Genomic DNA, 18,011 nt, shown 5'->3' with positions numbered 1-18,011 from the left:
AGGGGGAGAGGGGAAGATGGACAGGTGCAGTCATCAGAAAGGAATGCTCAGTGACCCAGCGCGAGGAGTCCGGCCCGATCATCAACGGTCTTCCCACCACCCTTCCCGATGCGGATCCCGAGGAGACCTCGGAGTGGTTGGAGTCGCTGGACGGCATCATCGAACAGGGGGGACGCAACCGTGCTCGCTACGTGATGCTGAAACTCCTGGAGCGTGCACGTGAGCAGCAGATCGGCGTCCCGTCCCTGACGAGCAGCGACTACATCAACACCATCCCGGCCGACCAGGAGCCCGAGTACCCGGGTGACGAGGCCCTCGAGCGCGAGGTACGTCGCCTGCTGCGGTGGAACGCCGCCGTGATGGTGCACCGGGCGCAGCGCCCCGGCATCGGCGTCGGCGGGCACATCTCGACCTACGCCTCGGCGACCACCCTGTACGAGGTGGGCCTCAACCACTTCTGGCGGGGCAAGGACCACCCCGGTGGTGGTGACCAGATCTTCTTCCAGGGCCACGCCTCGCCCGGCATGTACGCCCGAGGCTTCCTCGAGGGGCGCCTCACCGAGGAGCAGCTCGACGCGTTCCGTCAGGAGAAGTCGAAGCCGCACCCGCTGCCGTCGTACCCCCACCCCCGGCAGATGCCGGAGTTCTGGGAGTTCCCGACGGTGTCGATGGGCATCGGCCCCATGAACGCCATCCACCAGGCACAGTTCAACCGCTACCTGCACAACCGCGGCCTCAAGGACACCTCGCAGCAGCGGGTGTGGGCCTTCCTCGGCGACGGCGAGATGGACGAGCCGGAGTCGCGCGGCCTGCTGCAGCTGGCCGCCAACGAGGAGCTCGACAACCTCACCTTCGTGATCAACTGCAACCTGCAGCGTCTCGACGGCCCGGTGCGTGGCAACGGCAAGATCATGCAGGAGCTCGAGGCGTTCTTCCGCGGTGCCGGCTGGAACGTCATCAAGGTCGTCTGGGGTCGTGGCTGGGACGAACTGCTGGCCAAGGACACCGAGGGTGCGCTCGTCAACCTGATGAACGCCACCACCGACGGTGACTACCAGACCTTCAAGGCCAACGACGGTGCCTACGTGCGCGAGCACTTCTTCGGGCGCGATCCGCGCACCGCGAAGATGGTCGAGGACTGGTCGGACGACGACATCTGGCGCCTGGCCCGTGGTGGCCACGACTACCAGAAGGTCTACGCCGCCTACGACGCCGCCACCAAGCTGACCGGCGCCCCGACCGTGATCCTCGCCCAGACCATCAAGGGCTACTTCCTGGGCAAGCACTTCGCCGGTCGCAACGCGACCCACCAGATGAAGAAGCTGGCGCTGGACGACCTCAAGGGCTTCCGCGACCGCCTGCAGATCCCGATCACCGACGAGCAGCTCGAGGCCAACCCCTACGAGCCGCCCTACTACCACCCCGGTGACGACGATCCGCGCATCCAGTACCTCAAGCAGCGTCGTCAGGAACTGGGCGGATTCCTGCCCGAGCGCCGTGACCAGGCCAAGGCCCTCTCGCTGCCCGATGACAAGGCCTACGCGTCGGTCAAGAAGGGCTCGGGTCAGCAGCAGATCGCGACGACGATGGCCTTCGTCCGCCTGCTCAAGGACCTGATGCGTGACAAGGAGTTCGCGCCGCACGTCGTGCCGATCATCCCGGACGAGGCGCGCACCTTCGGCATGGACTCGTTCTTCCCGACCATCAAGATCTACAACCCGCACGGGCAGAACTACACCCCGGTCGACCACGAGCTGATGCTGGCCTACCGCGAGAGCCCGCAGGGTCAGATCCTGCACATGGGCATCAACGAGGCTGGTTCGGTGGCCGCCTTCACGGCCGCCGCCACGTCGTACGCCACCCACGGCGTGCCTATGGTGCCGATCTACGTCTTCTACTCGATGTTCGGCTTCCAGCGCACCGGTGACGGCATCTGGGCCGCCGCCGACCAGCTGGGTCGCGGCTTCCTGGTGGGCGCGACGGCCGGCCGGACGACCCTGACCGGTGAGGGCACCCAGCACATGGACGGTCACTCGCCCATGCTGGCCGCCACCAACACGGCCGTCGTCAGCTACGACCCGGCCTACGGCTACGAGATCGCCCACATCGTCAAGGACGGTCTGCGCCGGATGTACGGGGAGAACCCCGAGGACGTCATCTACTACCTGACGGTCTACAACGAGCCGCTGGTGCAACCGGTCGAGCCCGAGAACGTGGATGCCGAGGGCATCGTCAAGGGCATGTACCTGCTCAAGGAGGGCTCCTTCGACGGGGTCGGTGAGGACGCCCGTCGGGCGCAGATCCTCGCCTCGGGCGTGGGCGTGCCGTGGGCGCTGGAGGCCCAGGAGCTGTTGAAGAACGACTACGGAGTGGTCGCCGACGTCTGGTCGGTGACCAGCTGGGGCGAACTGCGCCGCGACGGCCTCGAGGCCGACGAGGCCAGCTTCCTGCACGGCGAGGAGCGCGTGCCCTACGTCACCGAGCGGCTGCAGGGTCGTCCGGGCCCGGTCATCGCGGTCTCGGACTACATGCGCCAGGTGCAGGACCAGATCGCCCAGTGGGTGCCCGGGGACTTCATCTCGCTGGGTGCGGACGGCTTCGGCTTCTCCGACACCCGCGCTGCTGCCCGTCGCTTCTTCCACATCGACGGCCCCTCGATCGTGGTCCGCACGCTGCAGATGCTGGCCAAGCAGGGTCAGGTGCCTGCGGAGTGGGCCCGCGAGGCGGCCGAGAAGTACGACCTGATGAACCCGGCCGCCGGTTCCTCCGGCAATGCCGGTGGGGATTCCTGAGTCACCAGCAGTCAGCCAGACAGCGACACCGTCGCTCGGACCAACGTCCGGGCGGCGGTGTCGCGTTCTGGGGGCGGGCTCGGTCAGTCCGCGGCGGCGAGCAACTCGCGCACGTGCGGAATGACCTGGCTGCCGTAGAGCTCGATCGAGGTCATCAACGTCTCGTGGGGCATGGGCCCATTGGCGTACTTCAGGTCGAAACGGTCGAGCTCGAGCAGCTGCACGGTGCGGGCGATCTTCGCCGCCACCGTCTCGGGGGAGCCCACGTACAGCGCACCGTGGTCGATGTCGTACTCGAACTGGTCGTAGGTGGTCTCGCCCCAGCCACGCTCCCGGCCGATCCGGTCACGGTTGGCCTTGAAGAAGGGCCACAGGTCGGCTCGGGCCTGGTCGTCCGTCTCGGCGATGTGACCGGGGGAGTGCACGCCCACCGGCAGGGTCTCGTGCCCGAACTCGGCCAGAGCCCGGCGGTAGAGCTGGGCGAAGGGCTGGAAGCGATCGGCGGGCCCGCCGATGATGGCCAGCATCATCGGGATGCGGTACCTGGCGGCGCGCACCACCGACTCCGGGCTGCCGCCGACGCCGATCCACGTCTTGAGCGGGCCGTGCTCGGTCGCCGGGTGCACGGTCACGTCGCGCACGGGGGTGCGGGTCGTCCCCTCCCACGACACGGGGCCGCCCTCGAGCAGGCGGGCATACAGGTCGAGCTTCTCCTCGAACAGCACGTCGTAGTCGCGCAGGTCGAACCCGAACAGCGGGAACGACTCCGTGAACGAGCCGCGCCCCAACTGCACCTCGGCTCGTCCGCTCGACAGGGCGTCGACGGTGGCGAACCGCTCGTGCACGCGAATGGGGTCGTCGGACGAGAGCACCGTCACGCCCGAGGCGAGCAGGATGCGCTCGGTGCGGGTGGCGAGGCCGGCCAGCACGACGTCGGGCGCGCTGACGGCGAAGTCGTCGCGGTGGTGCTCGCCGATGGCGAAGGCGTCGACGCCCACCTGGTCGGCGAGCACACCCTGGTCGATCAGTTGGCGGACGACCGTCGCGGGGTGTTGGGTCGCGCCGGTGGCGTCGACCGTCACGTCGCCGAAGGTGCCGAGGCCGAATGCGGTGCTCACGTGATCTCCTGGGATTCGAGGAATGATTGCGATTTCAACTACAGAACCGTGGGCGCGGCTGCTTTGTTCCAGTGTGGGGTGCCTCTGGTGGCTGGGGGTGACATCTGGCAGGCTTTCCCACGAACACCGTCTGTGGAGAGGAAGGTCATCGTCACCGTGGGGACGACAGAGGTCGCGGCCGCACTGGGTCTGGCACCCGGTCAGGTCGTGCAGGAGTTGGGCTGGGACGATGACGTGGACCAGGAGTTGCGCGACGCCATCATGGACGTCATCGACGCCGATCTGGTGGAGGAGTCGGTCGACGGGGTCGACGCCGTGCTGCTGTGGTGGCGGGCCGAGGACGGTGAGGTCGCCGATGGTTTGGTCGACTCGCTGACCGATCTGTCGCCGACCGGACACCTCGTGCTGGCCACCCCCAAGGTGGGTCGTCCGGGTCATGTCAGCGCCGCCGACGTCTCCGAGGGCGTGGCCACGGCAGGCATGGCCATCACGGCGCCGGTGAACCTCTCCCCGACCTGGCAGGTGCAGCGGGTGGTGCGGCCCAAGGGCTCGCGGAATCGCTGATGACGCCCGGTGGGTCGCTCGGGACCACTGATTGACCTCGCTGGCCCGCACCCGTCGATCCGGGCCAGGTGAGGCGGCCCACTAGGGTCGAGGGGTGAAGATCTGCATCGTCCGCCACGGTGAGTCGACCGGCAACGCCGCCGCCGCCCTGGGACTGCCCGACCATTCCTCCGATCCCGAACTGACCGACCTCGGCCGTCACCAGGCCGAGCTGCTGGGCGCGTGGCCCGTGTGGGACGAGATCGCCCCCACCCGGGTGTTCACCTCGCTGTTGTCGCGCACCATCCAGACGGCGGCACCGCTCGCCGAGCGCCTCGACCTGCCGATCGAGGCCAAGCTCGACCTGTTCGAGTGCGGTGGCCCGGCCCAGGCACCCTGGGATGCCCCGGTTCACCACCCGGGGAGCCCGCGCAGCCACCTCGACGGGCTCTCGACTCGGGTGAGGCTGCCCGAGGAGGCCACCGAGTCGGGCTGGTTCGCCGGCCCCCTCGAAGCACCCCACGTGTCGATGACCCGCGCGCTGAGCGCCGCGGCCTGGCTCGCCGAGCTGGACGAGCCCAGTGTGGCCGTGATCTGCCATGGCGCCTTCGGTGCGATGTTGCTCAACGCGCTGCTGGCGCCCCAGGAACTCGCCCGCGCCGCCAGCGACGAGTGGTCGGGAGCCGAGGATCAGCCCCTGGTCTTCTCCCTCGAGAACACCTCGACCTCACTGCTCGACGTCGCTGCGGGGCGCCGAGCCCGAGTGGCGTGGATCAACCGCGTCGACCACCTGGTGTCGGACCTGGGGTCGAAGGTGCCGTGGTTGGGGGAGCCGTGGCCCGCTCGTCCCGTGCGCCAGGCGAGCTGACGGGGCCACCGGACGACGCTGTTCTGCACCGACGCGCAGGAGGTCGTCAACCTGGTCGCGGTGGCGATGCGGGCCCACGTGACGGTCGACCAGTTGCGCGACGGCATCTTCACGCACCCGTCGAGCACCGAAGCGCTGAACGAGGTGCTGGGCGAGTTGAAGCCGGTCGACTCCTGACCCCCTCAGGAGCCGAAAGCCTGCACCGAGATCAGTCGACTGTAGGTGTGGTCATTGGAGTCGATCACCACGATCCGCAGCGCGGTGGTCGTGACCGGCTCGAAGGTCGCCACCATCGTGCCCTGGGTGTTTCCACGCACCTGTGCCACCGTCGTCCACGAGCCGTCGGAGGCGCGCACCTGCACGTCGACGTCACGCACGCCATACCGGGACGCCGGGTACGAGCTCGAGTCGAGGGTGTAGAGGTCGACCTTCGCCAGCGTCACCGCGGACGCCCACGTCGCCTGCACCCAATCGGGGAAGGCCCCGCCGGTGTTGTCGTTCCAGGCGCCCCCACCGCCGCCACCCCAGACCGTCGTGTCGGTCTTGCCCTCGTTGAGGTTCTCGGGGGACGACTGCGCCGAACTGCTCGACGCTGTCATGGAGGCGCTGCGCACCCAGTCGTCTGTGGGTTGCAGGAGGATCGTGCGGGACTGGTCGCCGATGGTGACCGTGACGGGAGCCGCGGTCGTGCTGGTCTGGGCCCGGGTGACCACGACCGACACCGTGGCGACAGCGTTGGCGGGCACCGTCACCGACGACGGACCCTCCACGTTGTAGCCGGCCGGGGCTGACACCGTCACGGGAGAGGTGGTGGCTGTTCCGGCGAAGTTGTGCACCTGCAGGCTCAGCGTGGTCGGAGTGTCGAGGTAACTGAAGGTCGAGGCGGGCATTGTTCCCACCACGGTGTCGGGGAGTTCGGTCATCCGCAGGTTGTCGAAGGAGTGTTCGATGTTCTGGTCCGCGACGTTGAATCCCGTGGACGGCCGGAAGCCGGTGAGCGCGACGGCATCGTCCGCTTTCACCGAGGTCGTCAGCGTCACGCCGTGCACCGTCATGGAGGCCTGGCCGCCCTTGGCATGGATGGCGACGTCGAACCACTGGGTGTTGGGGGTGAAGGTCGGAATGACGCCCAGTTCGTGCCAGGCCGAGCCGTCCCAGGCGCTCACGGCGAAGCCGCCACCACCGGGGTGGAACCAGAACTTCCACGCCGTGACCTGCTCGCCGGCTGCATTTCGTCCGAGGATGTCCCAGATGGCACCCGACCCGTACGCCGCGGCGGCGTAGTCGAACGTGAGGTCCATTCCCGCCAGATCCGGCGAGGGGAAGGTCATGGTGGCCCGCGTGTCGGGGTCCATGTCGACCAGGATCGCACGCCGCTGGGAATGGGAGGCCTTCATCAGGGTGTCGGCGGTGAAGGCGTGCAGCGTGTCGACCGTGCCTCGCGGCGTGGTGTTGATGGCATCGTTCTCGAACGTCCAGAGCCCGGCGTCATACAACTCCAGTTCGTTCAGCGCCGTGAAGGGGGCCGAACCGTCATTGCTCACCCGCACGAACCGTGCCTGCACCGGGGTGATGTCGTGGTACCGCAGGGCGAAGTCCGTGGAATTGCGCTGGCGCACGACGGGGCTCGACCAGGTGATGCCATCGGTCGACACCTGCACCTTGGCCCCATTCTCGACGCCGCGGTCCAGCATCAGTCCGATGCGATTGAGGGTGTAGGTGCGGTCCAGTTGCAGGGTGATCTGTTTGGGTCCCCCCTCGGCGAGCCGGGCAGCCGCCCGTGGCTGGTTGCTGCCGTCGACGGCCCCCTCGATGCGCTGTTCCGCGAAGCGCGCGTCAGGCGGCACCACGGCGCCGGTCAGTTTCATCACCCCGTCGCGAACACCCGTGGCGAGGTCGAGCTTCCCCTTGCCCGGGGTGACCACGTCGACGCGACGCACCCACGCGCCGTTCTCCTGACCGTGCTCCCGGCAGGTCCATTCGTTGTGACAGATGTCGCCGAACTGCAGCGCATAGTTGCTGTCCGCCGAAATCACCGAGCCGTTGCCGGACGAGCCCATGGTTCGGCCGCGCTCGGTCGTGCGAATGTAGTTGGCGAAGGTCACCTTCCCGGTGTCCCAGGTCTCGCCGGTTCCGTCCCACGACACGGCGATGTTGTTGTCGGGACGACCGTACGACAGCACGAGGGCTCCGTTGGTCTGCAGGGTGAGGTCTGGCAGGATGCCTTCCTTGGGCAGGCCAGCGGGGGGCACATACGTCGTCTGTGGGTGCCAGGTCAGCCCGTCGTCGTCCGAATAGGCCTGCTTCATGGGGCGGGTGGGATTCCCCGAGCCCTCGTTGCTGCGCGTGATGGCGATCAGGCGTCCATCACTGGTCTGCGAGAACGCAAGTTCGCCCGAGTCGCCGTCGGTCGTGGGGTTGACCCGGGAACGCTGCGACCAGGTCAAGCCGCCGTCGGTCGATTGCAACACCATCGCGGCCGCCTGCTTGCCGGCCGCGTCGGAGGCGCCGTAGACCCCCTGGAGCAGCGTGCCGTCGGGCAGGACGACGAAAGATCGGGTCGTGCGGTACCAAGCCATCGGCCACTTGTTCTCGATGATCGGTGCGTTCCACGTCTTCCAGGTCTTGCCCAGATCGCTGCTGCCGGCCAAGGTCAGCGCGTGCCGATTCGGGGCGGGGGCCGTGGTCGGAGTGAACTTGACGAGTACCAGCGAACCGTCGGCGCGCTTTCCACCCGACGACCAGTTGAACCCCGTGGGCAGTCCCGTGTAGTCGGTGAAGTCGAGGCCGTTGTCCTCGGCAACCTTCATGGTGTTGCGCAGGGTGGCACCCGAACTGTCGGCGTTACGGGTGACGGCCATGAAGACCTTCTTCGTGCGGCGCCCGTCGATGATCTGGTCGACGCCGATCGCCTCGGGAATGGCGCCCAGCTGACCAGGCCCGACGCTGTACGGCCACCATTGCGCCCCGAGCGACAGCCGAGGTTGGTTCGGGTCGGCTCCATCCGAGACCGTGTTTCCGTATCCGCCCGGACCCCCTGTCGGAGGAGCCGACGCGGAGGTGACCGCGACGCTCAGGGCCAGGGCAGAGACGACCGTGCCGATGGCCAGACGGGCACGGCGGGGCAGGGACGGGCGCGAAGGTGTGTGCACGGCGAACTCCTTGGGGGGGACTCGGAACGACGTTCCATGCAATGGCGGTGGCGTCATTGCACCCCACCGGCTGCGCTCAGCAACAGGCACCCAACAACGAAGAACCTGCACGCGGCACCAGCGCCGTTGACTACCATCGCGGGATGGCAAGCGCAGGGCCGGGACGAGGTGAGTTGGCCGTGCGGGCGGCAGCGTCGCAGCCCCGCCCGGCGGGGCCGGAGTTCGTCTGGGTCAACACCTACCGGGCGCCCCGCGGCTGCGACGCCAGCCCGCATCGATACCCGATGTGGAAGCTCACCCTCTACACCACCGGCACCATCGACACCTGGGTGGGTGGACGTCGGTTCCGGGTGGCGCCGGGCTCACTGTTGGTGGTGCCCCCGACGGTGGACCACGCCGAGGTGGCCACCAGCTCCTACGCCAACCTGTATCTGCTCGCGAGGGCGCCCGCCTCGTGGCCGTGGCCTGCCCTGGTCGAGGACGACGGTGGTGAAATCGCCTCCTACCTGCGCGGCGTGCACCGCGAGCACTGGCAGGGGGACGGCTTGTCGTCGGCCATGATCCCGGCGCTCCTCACCCAGCTCGACGTGGCTCTTCGACGGCGGGGCGGAGTGACCCGCTGCAGCCCAGCCCACGAAGTGGTGCAGGCTGCCGAGAGGCTGTTCCTGGGTCACCTGGACGAGCCCCTGCGCATGGACTGGGTGGCAGCAGAGCTCGAGGTGTCGGAGTCGACCCTGCGCACACACTTCCACGCGGAGCTGGGCGTGTCGCCGCGCGAGCGTTTGCGCCACCTGCGGCTCGAGCGGGCGCTGGCGCTACTGCGGTCGTCGCAGTTGACGGTGGAAGTGATCGCCAGGCGCTGCGGCTACCACTCGGCCAGCCACCTCAGCCGGCACCTCCGGCAACGCAGTGGCCTGACCCCGGGCGAGGTCCGAAGGGGAGTGTCACCATCTGACAGTGAAGGGTCGCTCAGTTCCTTGCGCGGCGATGGCCCGACGGTATTGAGCATCCCGTAGCGTGAGCCGGAGGGTGTCGGCGCAGCTCAGCCGGCGATGTCGTAGCCCTCCAGCGCCTTGCGGCTCTTCTTGCCGCCAGTGGCCTGGAGGTCGAGCAGCTCGTTGTAGATGCCGCCCGAGACGGCCAGTTCGGCGGGGGTGCCGACCTCGTCCACGTGCCCGTCCCGCAGCGTGATGATGCGGTCGACCGTCGCGATGGTCGACAGGCGGTGGGCGATGATGATGCTGGTCCGATCGCTCATCAGGTCGTCCAACCCGGCCTGCACGAGACGTTCCGACCGGGTGTCGAGGGCCGAGGTGGCCTCGTCCAGAATCAGGATGGGCGCGTCCTTGAGCATGGCTCTGGCCACCGCGATGCGCTGCTTCTGCCCGCCGGAGAGTTTCAGGCCGCGCTCGCCGATCAGCGAGTCGTAGCCGTCGTCGAAGCGCTCGATGAACGGGTGCGCGTTGGCCCGCGTGGCGGCCTCGACGATCTGCTCGTCGGTGGCGTCGGGTCGTCCGTAGGCGATGTTCTCGCGGATGGTGCCCGAGAACAGGGCGGGCTCCTGGAAGACGACACCGATGGTCGCGCGCACGGCCGACAGGTCGGCCTTCGACTGGTCCTGACCGTGGACGAGGATCCGTCCCCCGCTGAGGGCATACAGGCCCAGCAGCAGGTTGACGATGGTGGTCTTGCCGCCGCCCGACTCGCTGACCAGGGCCACCTTCTCGCCCTCGGCCACCGTGAAACTCACCCCCGACAGCACGTCGGTCTTCGAGTCGGAGTAGGCGAACGAGGCATGGTCGAAGACCAGGGCGGGCTCGCCCGGCGAGGGGTCGGCCAGCCGGCGTTCGGTGCGCTCGGCGGTGCCCAACTCGTCCGACTCCTCGGGCTCCTCCATCACCTCGAAGTAGCTCTTCGAGCCGGCGACCGCCCGCTGGGAGATGTCGACCAGGTAGCTCATGCCCGAGACCGGCATCTTGGCCATGGTGACCAGCTGGATCAGCATCACCATGGTGCCGACGGAGTACTGGCCGCGCACCGTCTGCACGAGGATCAGGGCGTGCACGGCGAAGAAGATCAGGGCGAGGGCGCCATTGCGCACCACGTCCATGACATGCCACCAGCTCGACTGTGACCGGGTCAGGCCGATGGTGGCGTCGTAGTCGTCGGTGAACCGGGCCAGCTCACGCCGCTCGGTGACGAAGCTCTTGACGACCTTGATCTGGCCGACGACCTCGGCGAAGGCACCGCCGGCGGAGTCGACGTGCTCGTTCTTGGCCTTCTCGAGCCGCTGCCAGCGGGGGCTGGTGAGCCAGGTCAGCCAGGTGTAGACGGGGAAGATCACGACCAGGGCGATGGCCAGCCACGGGGAGTAGTAGGCCGAGATGCCCAGCACGGCGAACAGCGTCACCAGCATCGGCAGGAAGTTGTTGGCGAACCCGTTGAGGAAGTTGGTCACCTCGGTGATCGAGCGGTTCAGCCTTGCGATGATCGACCCCGACAGGGTGTTGTCGAAGTAGCGCTGCGGCAGCCGCAGCAGCTTGGCGTAGTAACGGCTGGACAGGATGGCCCGCATCCGGGCGCCCATCATGTCGCCCCAGAAGCCGGCGATGTTGCGCAACAGGGTCTGCAGCAGTTCGGCGACCAGCAGGGCGACGGCGAACCAGATGATGGTGGTCACGCCCCTGCCCTGACCCTGCACGGTGGCGACCACCTCGTCCGTGGCGCCCTTGATGATGAAGGGGCCGAGCAGTGAGGTGACGGCGATCAGGATCGAGGCGACGGCGATGCCGATGTAGTGCCACGTGAGCTCGTCGACGTGGCGAAGCAGTTTGGTGAGGCTGCGCACCGGATCAGCCTAGGCGACGCCAACATGAAACGAGGTTTCATGTGTTCGGGCGTGGGTGCCAAGCACCGCCGACAACATCGTGGTGGCCTCGTCGGGCACCATCGCCTTCAACCCGACCGCACCCGCTGATCGCCGCTACGCGATGCTGGTGTTCCGCACCGGTGTCGTCAACGAGACGCTGGGGTACTACGGCATGGTCTCGCCCGACGGGCTGCACTGGAGCGACGTCAGCGACAAGCCGCTGCTGCTCGACGGCGACGTCAGCAACCTCACCTGGGACTCGGCCGATGATGGCGGGGCGCTCAAGATCGGTGGCCTCGAGAGCCAGATCTACGGCATGCCCGTGCTGGTGGACGACACCACCATCTCGATGTACTACGCCGGGTTCAACAACGGCCACGGTGGCGCCGAGCCGGGCAACCCCGACCGGGACAACCTCGTGGGGCAGACCGGGCTGGTGACCTGGCGACGCGACGGCTTCGTATCGATGAGCAATGCCTCGTCGGCCGGGCTGGGGGATGCCGGCGAGATCGTCACCAAGCCGATCACCTTCACCGGGCGTGACCTGCACCTCAATGCCGACGTGCACGCGGGCGGCAGCGTGAAGGTGACCGTGCTCGGCGCCGACGGCACACCGATTCCGGGCTACACCTCGCTCCCGGTGACGGGTGACCGGCCCGATGCCACCGCCAAGTTCCCCGGCAAGAGCCTGGGATCGTTGGCGGGGCAGCAGGTGTCGCTGAGGTTCACGGTGATGGGGGCCGACCTGTACTCGTACTGGGTGGCCTGAGGCTTGAATCTGTGAAGTGACGGGGGCAGCGGAGGGATAGGCTCGTCCGCATGACGAGCTACCTCGCTGCCCCCGATCGCTACGAGCAGATGACCTACCGGTTCACCGGGTCGAGTGGTCTGAAACTGCCGGTGATCAGCCTCGGACTGTGGCAGAACTTCGGTGACGTCGGCTCGAGTCAGACCCAACGCGCCATTCTGCGGCGGGCCTTCGACCGCGGTGTCACCCACTTCGATCTGGCCAACAACTACGGCCCGCCCTACGGACAGGCGGAGCTCAACTACGGTGCCCTGCACGCGCAGGACTTCCGGCCCTACCGCGACGAGCTGATCATCAGCTCCAAGGCGGGCTACGACATGTGGCCCGGGCCGTACGGGCAGGGCGGTGGTTCCCGCAAGTACGTGTTGGCGAGCCTCGACCAGTCTCTGAAGCGCACGGGGTTGGACTACTTCGACATCTTCTACTCCCATCGCTTCGACCCCGAGACTCCGTTGGAGGAGACGATGGGGGCCCTCGACCGCGCCGTGCGCGCCGGCAAGGCCCTCTACATCGGCATCTCCAGCTACGACGCGGAGCAGACCCGCAAGGCGGCCGCGATCGCCCGTGACCTCGGCACCCCGCTGCTGATCCACCAGCCCAGCTACGCGATCACCAACCGCTGGATCGAGACCGGCGGCCTGGTCGACGCCTGCGCCGACGAGGGCATGGGCATCATCGCCTTCTCGACGCTGGCCCAGGGTGTGCTCACCGACCGCTACCTCGACGGCATTCCCGAGGGCAGTCGGGCGGCCCGCGGCGGTTCGCTCAAGGCCGACGCCATCACCGACGAGACGATCGCCAAGGTGCGCGCGCTCAACGAGATCGCGCAGGCCCGTGGCCAGAAGCTGGCCCAGATGGCGCTGGCCTGGGCGCTGCGCGACGAGCGGATGACCTCGGTGATCATCGGGGCGTCGTCCGTCGACCAACTCGAGACCAACCTGGGGACGCTCGACAACCTGAGCTTCTCCGACGAGGAACTGAAGGCGATCGACGAGGTGGTGGCGTGATGAGTGGCCTGAAGGATCAGTTGAAGGCCGACATGGTCGCGGCCATGAAGGCTCACGACGACCTCACCAAGGGCACCTTGCGCATGGTGCTCGCGGCGATCACCACCGCCGAGGTCGCCGGCGACGAGGCCCGTGAGCTCTCCGACGACGAGGTGCAGGCACTGCTCACCCGCGAGGTGCGCAGCCGCAAGGATTCCGCGGAGGCCTACGCCGGCGGCGGTCGTCCCGAACTCGCGGCCAAGGAGCTGGACGAGGTGGGGGTGCTGCAGCGCTACCTGCCCGCCGACCTGACCGCGGACGAACTCGCGGCCATCGTCGAGGAAGAGATCGAGGCCGCGTCGTCCGGGGGAGAGCGCCCGACGATGAAGCAGATGGGTCAGATCATCCGCGCGGTGAACCAGCGAGCCGCCGGACGAGCCGACGGTGGCCAGGTGGCGGCGTTGGTGAGGAGCCTGTTGTCCTGAGAGGATGACCCGGTTCGGGCGCATAGCTCAGTTGGTCAGAGCGCCTGCCTTACAAGCAGGATGTCGGGGGTTCAAGTCCCTCTGCGCCCACGGTTACCCACGAGGTCGAAATATCGAACAGAACAGCTGTCACCCGTAGTAAATGTCAGTGCGGGCGCGTACGATTGTTCCATGGAACAGTTCGCCGGAACCCTGCTTGATGGGGTTGATCAGGTGCCGGATTTGCGGCGCACTGATGCGGTGTGGGCTGACACGGCTGCTGAGGCGTTGGACGGGATCGTCCGGATGCGGTCGGTGAAGCGCCGGGCGGCGTTGGCTGAGTTCCAGTTGGCCGCCGAGTATGCCGAGTTGGCGGGCCGGGAGGCGATGATTCGTGGGGGTGCCCGCGATGCGTCGGGTGTGGTTCCGGTGATGCATGGGGAGCGGTTGTCGCGGATCGCGGGTGAGGGCACCCCGCTGGTTCCGGAGTTCGCCGCCCTGGAGTTGGGGCCGAGGCTCAGGATCAGTGACACGGCGGCGTGGGCGTTGATGCGGGACGCGTTGGCGGTCAAGTTCCGGCTTGCTGGCTTGTGGCAGGTGCTGAAGAACGATCGGTTGGAGGTGTGGCAGGCCCGCCAACTCGCGGAGATCTCCAAGAGCTTGGATGCGGAGCAGGCCGAGGAGTTCGATGCCCGCCTCGCCCCCTACGCGGCCGGCATGACCCCGACCCGTCTCGAAACCCACGCTCGGGCTTTGGTGAGGCAGTTGAAGGCTGATGAGGCCACCGATGATCGTGCGCGGGCCCGTGCCCGGCGGCATGTCACCGTGGCCGGGGATGGTGACGGTCACACCACCAACGTGGCGGCGACCCTCGACTCCGCTGACGCGGTCACCCTCGATGCCCAGGTGGCGCGGTTGGCGGACATCTTCAAGGCGGCCGGTGACACCGACAGCATCGACGTGCGGCGGGCGAAAGCGTTGGGGGTGTTGGGCAGCCCGGCGCGGGCGTTGCAGTTGATCCAGGCGTCGCTGCTCGACGAGACCCCCGCTCTGGTCGATGAGGGTGATCTTGACCTGGACTGTCCCGCGTTCGGGCAGCGCGGTCACACCTGCGGTGTGATCACGGTTGATCCGGAGAGGTTGTTGCCTCGCGCGGAGGTGCGGGTGCATCTGTCCGACCAGACCTTGCAGCGCTGTGACACCGACCCCACCGGGTTGGTTCGCGCCGAACAGCTCGGGCCGCTGCTCGTCGGCTGGCTGACGGAGTTGCTCGGCCATCACCGGGTGAGCCTGCGGCCGGTGTTGACCGTCGATTCATTGCGACCGTCGGATCATTACGAAGTCCCCGATCACCTGCGGGAAGCCGTCCACGTGCGCAACCCCGTCAGTGTCTTCCCGTTCTCCAAGAAGAACAGCCGGGCCTGTGACCTCGACCACACCCGCGCCTACTCCAGAAACGGCCCACCCGGCCAGACCTCCACCGGCAACCTTGGTCCCCTCGACCGTAAAGCCCACCGAGCGAAAACCCACGGCGGCTGGATTCTCGAACAACCCATTCCCGGCTGCTACCTGTGGACCTCACCACTCAAGAACCGCTACCTGGTGACCCAGTCCTGCACCCTCGTCCTCGACCAGGAAGACTTCTGCCAGATTCCCCTCGAATGAGGGACGATGAGCTGTGACCATCATTGGATTGGCCCTGATCGGGCTGGCGGCCCTCGTCCACGTCTACATCTTCTGGATGGAGTCCTTCGGCTGGACGAGCGCCCGCGTGCGCGCCACCTTTGGCACCTCCGCGGAGGAAGCCGAGGCGACGCGCGAACTGGCCTACAACCAGGGCTTCTACAACCTCTTCCTGGCGATCACGGTGGGGGTCGGCATCGCCTTCTTCGCCGCCGGACGCCACGACGTCGGGTCGGCGCTCGCGCTGACCGGGGCGGGCTCGATGGTGGCGGCCAGCCTGGTGCTGTTCGCGTCCAGCCCCGACAAGCGCGGCGCCGCCCTCAAGCAGGGACTGGTCCCGCTGGTCGGCATCATCGCGCTGGTGATCGGGCTGCTCTGAGTCACGCTGGCTCGACCTGCAAGGATGGGAGCCATGACCGCTGACCCCGCCACCGACGAGCGCGTGGACGACCTGCCCGACGATCAGGATGTGTTCGACGACCAGGATCTACCCGCGCACCGCCCCCTCGGCCTGGCCTGGCTCATGCTCGTCGGCGGCGCCATCGCCCTGGTCGCCTCGGCGGCCCTGGTCATCGAGAAGATGCTGCTGCTCGCCAACCCCGACTACGTGCCCAGCTGCAGCTTCAACCCGGTGCTCAGCTGTGGCTCGGTGATGGTCACCCCACAGGCCTCGGTCTTCGGATTCGCCAACCCGATCATCGGCGTCGCCGGATTCCCGGCCGTCATGATGGTCGGCGCCGCCATCCTCGCGGGGGCGCGGCTTCGTCCGTGGTTCTGGATCGGCACGCAACTGGGGGTCACGTTCGGGGCAGTCTTCGTGGCCTGGCTGCAGTTCCAGAGCATCCATGTGATCGGCGCGCTGTGCCCCTACTGCATGGTCGTGTGGGCCGTGATGATCCCGCTGTTCTGCTTCACCACCGCCCGCAACCTCAAGGCGCTGGCGCACCACCGCGGCAGCACGGCGCTCGACATCGTCGGCGACCTGGCCTGGCCCGCCCTGGTCGCGTGGGTGCTCGTGCTGGTGATCACCATCGGATTCAGGTTCTGGTATTACTGGTCGACCCTGCTCTGAGGGTGCCTAGGCTTGGTCGGGTGATCACCGAGACCCACACCCTTGAACCCGGCCAGCCCTTCGAGTTCGAGGTCGAGCTCCCGCTCGGCGCTGGCGTCGGCTTCTGGACCCCCGACTCCCGCGGCCACCGCACCCTGCCGCCCGACTGGGCCCACCGGACGACCACCAGCCTCGTGCAGTCCGCGCCCGTCGTGGTGCTGCACGATGCCGCCGGCACCGCCCTGTGGGGCATCGCCTGCTCGGAGGTCGTCGGCCAGGTGCAGGTGCGTGGGGGAGTCAGCGAGGAGCACAAGTCGGTGCGACTGTGGTTCTCGGTGGCACCCTCCCAGCAGGCCCGCAGCCTGACCATCGGACGAGTCGACGCCCCCGCACCCCTGGCCGACACCGTCGCCGAGCTGGCGGCCTGGCTCGGCCAGGCCAACCAGGTGGCCTCGATGGCTCGTCCGGCGACCGCCACGGAGCCGGTCTTCTCGACCTGGTACACCTACACCCAAGACGTGAACCACGACAACGTGCTCGCCGAGGGCCGACTGGCCGCCGAGCTCGGCTGCGGCAGCCTGTTCATCGACGACGGCTGGCAGGTCGGTGGGCACGGCCGCGGTTACGCCATGTGCGGCGAATGGACCCCCGACACCGCCAAGTTCCCCGACCTGCGCGCCACCGTGGACGACCTGCGGGCGCTCGGCCTCGAGACCGTCATCTGGGTGGCCCCGCTGCTGTTGGGCATGGACTCCCCGCTGGTCGAGACGATGGGCAGGTTCGCCCCCGAGGCCAACGAGCGCAACCGAATGTGGATCCTCGACCCCCGCCACCCGCAGGTGCGGCAGTTCGTCGCCGACACCTGTGCCCGCATCGTCACCGACTTCGGTGTGGCCGGCCTCAAGATCGACTTCCTCAACGACGCCATGGTCTACGCCGACACCCCGTCCACCGGCGACATCGACGACGTCGGCGAGGCCATGCGCCAGATGCTGGCCCAGGTGCGCCAGGGCCTGACCGACGCGAGCCTGCCCGACCCCGTCATCGAGTTCCGGCAGCCCTACGTGTCACCGGCGATCACGGCCTTCGGCAACTGCATCAGGGTGGGCGACTGCCCGGCCGATGCCGTGGTGAACCGACAGGGATCGCTCGACCTGCGTCTGTTCCTCGCCCCGGCCGACGAACGGCAGGGCGCCGTGGTGCATGCCGACCCGCTGATGTGGGCCCGCGACGGGGGAGCGGTGGCCGTCGCCCAGCAGTTCCAGAGCACCTTCTTCTCGGTGCCGCAGGTCTCGATGCCGCTGGCCAGTCTCGACACCGTGCAGCGGTCGGCCGTCGCCCATCACCTCGAGCTCTGGCGCGCCTGGCGCGACGTCGCCCTGTTCGGTCGTCCGCAGGTGCAGGGCTCCGAACTCGGGTACACCCAGGCCTCCGCCACCCTCGATCGGCGATCGGTGGTGGCGGTGTGGCGCCCCGAACTGGTCGACCTCGGCACGCTCGCGGCCGACGAGGTGCTGGTGCTGAACGGCTCGCCGCGCGACGGAGTCCAGCTGGTCGGCGGCGAGCAGTGGCGGGTGACCGCGGTCACCGACGCCTCCGGGGCCGCGCGGCCCGTCGCCGACCCGATTCCCGCGTACGGGTCGGCGGTACTCGCCCGGGCGTGACCCCCCAGAGCGT

At 68.1% G+C, this 18,011-nt stretch carries 14 protein-coding genes, 1 tRNA gene and 1 pseudogene; 13 read left to right on the top strand and 3 right to left on the bottom strand.

Going from position 1 to position 18,011, the window contains the following annotated elements:
* The first annotated feature begins 50 nt into the window (after positions 1–50).
* A complete protein-coding gene (aceE, locus tag ACSDQ9_RS03170; RefSeq protein ID WP_435143458.1) occupies positions 51–2,792 on the top strand; it encodes a pyruvate dehydrogenase (acetyl-transferring), homodimeric type in 2,742 nt (913 codons plus the stop codon).
* An 83-nt stretch (positions 2,793–2,875) separates the two neighbouring features.
* On the opposite strand, the gene ACSDQ9_RS03165 is transcribed toward aceE, so the two are convergent.
* Positions 2,876–3,910, bottom strand: a complete 1,035-nt coding sequence (locus ACSDQ9_RS03165) for an LLM class flavin-dependent oxidoreductase (RefSeq protein WP_435143456.1) — start codon at positions 3,908–3,910, stop codon at positions 2,876–2,878.
* A gap of 156 nt (positions 3,911–4,066) precedes the next feature.
* On the opposite strand from ACSDQ9_RS03165, the gene ACSDQ9_RS03160 reads away from it, so the two are divergent.
* The 3 genes and pseudogenes from ACSDQ9_RS03160 to ACSDQ9_RS03150 form a co-directional block, all read left to right on the top strand.
* Entirely contained in the window at positions 4,067–4,474 is a 408-nt protein-coding gene (locus ACSDQ9_RS03160; RefSeq protein WP_435143754.1) for a DUF3052 domain-containing protein, read from the top strand.
* 94 nt (positions 4,475–4,568) lie between these two features.
* A complete protein-coding gene (locus tag ACSDQ9_RS03155; protein WP_435143454.1) occupies positions 4,569–5,321 on the top strand; it encodes a histidine phosphatase family protein in 753 nt (250 codons plus the stop codon).
* A gap of 15 nt (positions 5,322–5,336) precedes the next feature.
* Positions 5,337–5,498 (top strand): annotated as a pseudogene (locus tag ACSDQ9_RS03150) (pyridine nucleotide-disulfide oxidoreductase); the annotation flags it as partial.
* Between the two features lie 5 nt (positions 5,499–5,503).
* Here ACSDQ9_RS03150 and ACSDQ9_RS03145 read toward each other — a convergent pair.
* A complete protein-coding gene (locus ACSDQ9_RS03145; RefSeq protein WP_435143451.1) occupies positions 5,504–8,473 on the bottom strand; it encodes a galactose-binding domain-containing protein in 2,970 nt (989 codons plus the stop codon).
* Positions 8,474–8,616: 143 nt separating this feature from the next.
* On the opposite strand from ACSDQ9_RS03145, the gene ACSDQ9_RS03140 reads away from it, so the two are divergent.
* The gene (locus ACSDQ9_RS03140; RefSeq protein WP_435143448.1) at positions 8,617–9,489 is read left to right on the top strand and encodes a helix-turn-helix domain-containing protein; all 873 of its coding nucleotides are present in this window, start codon (positions 8,617–8,619) and stop codon (positions 9,487–9,489) included.
* A 26-nt stretch (positions 9,490–9,515) separates the two neighbouring features.
* On the opposite strand, the gene ACSDQ9_RS03135 is transcribed toward ACSDQ9_RS03140, so the two are convergent.
* Positions 9,516–11,321 (bottom strand): ABC transporter ATP-binding protein, encoded by a 1,806-nt coding sequence (locus tag ACSDQ9_RS03135; RefSeq protein ID WP_435143445.1) that lies wholly within the window; start codon positions 11,319–11,321, stop codon positions 9,516–9,518.
* A gap of 55 nt (positions 11,322–11,376) precedes the next feature.
* Here ACSDQ9_RS03135 and ACSDQ9_RS03130 point away from each other — a divergent pair, with 55 nt between their 5' ends.
* The 8 genes from ACSDQ9_RS03130 to ACSDQ9_RS03095 all read left to right on the top strand — a co-directional run bounded on the left by ACSDQ9_RS03130 (position 11,377) and on the right by ACSDQ9_RS03095 (position 17,998).
* Complete coding sequence (locus tag ACSDQ9_RS03130) at positions 11,377–12,111, top strand: hypothetical protein (RefSeq protein ID WP_435143442.1); 735 nt, start codon at positions 11,377–11,379, stop codon at positions 12,109–12,111.
* Between the two features lie 50 nt (positions 12,112–12,161).
* Entirely contained in the window at positions 12,162–13,157 is a 996-nt protein-coding gene (mgrA, locus tag ACSDQ9_RS03125) for an L-glyceraldehyde 3-phosphate reductase (protein WP_435143439.1), read from the top strand.
* Entirely contained in the window at positions 13,157–13,621 is a 465-nt protein-coding gene (locus ACSDQ9_RS03120) for a GatB/YqeY domain-containing protein (protein ID WP_435143437.1), read from the top strand. The genes mgrA and ACSDQ9_RS03120 overlap by 1 nt, the downstream gene beginning before the upstream one ends.
* A 16-nt stretch (positions 13,622–13,637) precedes the next feature.
* Positions 13,638–13,711, top strand: a tRNA-Val gene (locus ACSDQ9_RS03115).
* Entirely contained in the window at positions 13,682–15,265 is a 1,584-nt protein-coding gene (locus tag ACSDQ9_RS03110; protein ID WP_435143434.1) for a DUF222 domain-containing protein, read from the top strand. The genes ACSDQ9_RS03115 and ACSDQ9_RS03110 overlap by 30 nt, the downstream gene beginning before the upstream one ends.
* 13 nt (positions 15,266–15,278) lie before the next feature.
* Positions 15,279–15,662: a DUF1304 domain-containing protein gene (locus tag ACSDQ9_RS03105; protein WP_435143431.1), complete on the top strand. Its 384-nt coding sequence runs from the start codon at positions 15,279–15,281 to the stop codon at positions 15,660–15,662.
* 33 nt (positions 15,663–15,695) lie between these two features.
* Complete coding sequence (locus ACSDQ9_RS03100; protein ID WP_435143430.1) at positions 15,696–16,355, top strand: vitamin K epoxide reductase family protein; 660 nt, start codon at positions 15,696–15,698, stop codon at positions 16,353–16,355.
* A 20-nt stretch (positions 16,356–16,375) separates the two neighbouring features.
* Complete coding sequence (locus tag ACSDQ9_RS03095) at positions 16,376–17,998, top strand: glycoside hydrolase family 36 protein (protein WP_435143427.1); 1,623 nt, start codon at positions 16,376–16,378, stop codon at positions 17,996–17,998.
* Positions 17,999–18,011 lie beyond the last annotated feature (13 nt).

It is taken from the genome of Aestuariimicrobium soli, from assembly GCF_051192575.1.
In the GTDB taxonomy this organism is placed as follows: Bacteria; Actinomycetota; Actinomycetes; order Propionibacteriales; family Propionibacteriaceae; genus Aestuariimicrobium; species Aestuariimicrobium soli.
Note: the sequence above shows the minus strand (reverse complement) of the source record. Positions and strands in the feature narration are given on the sequence as shown.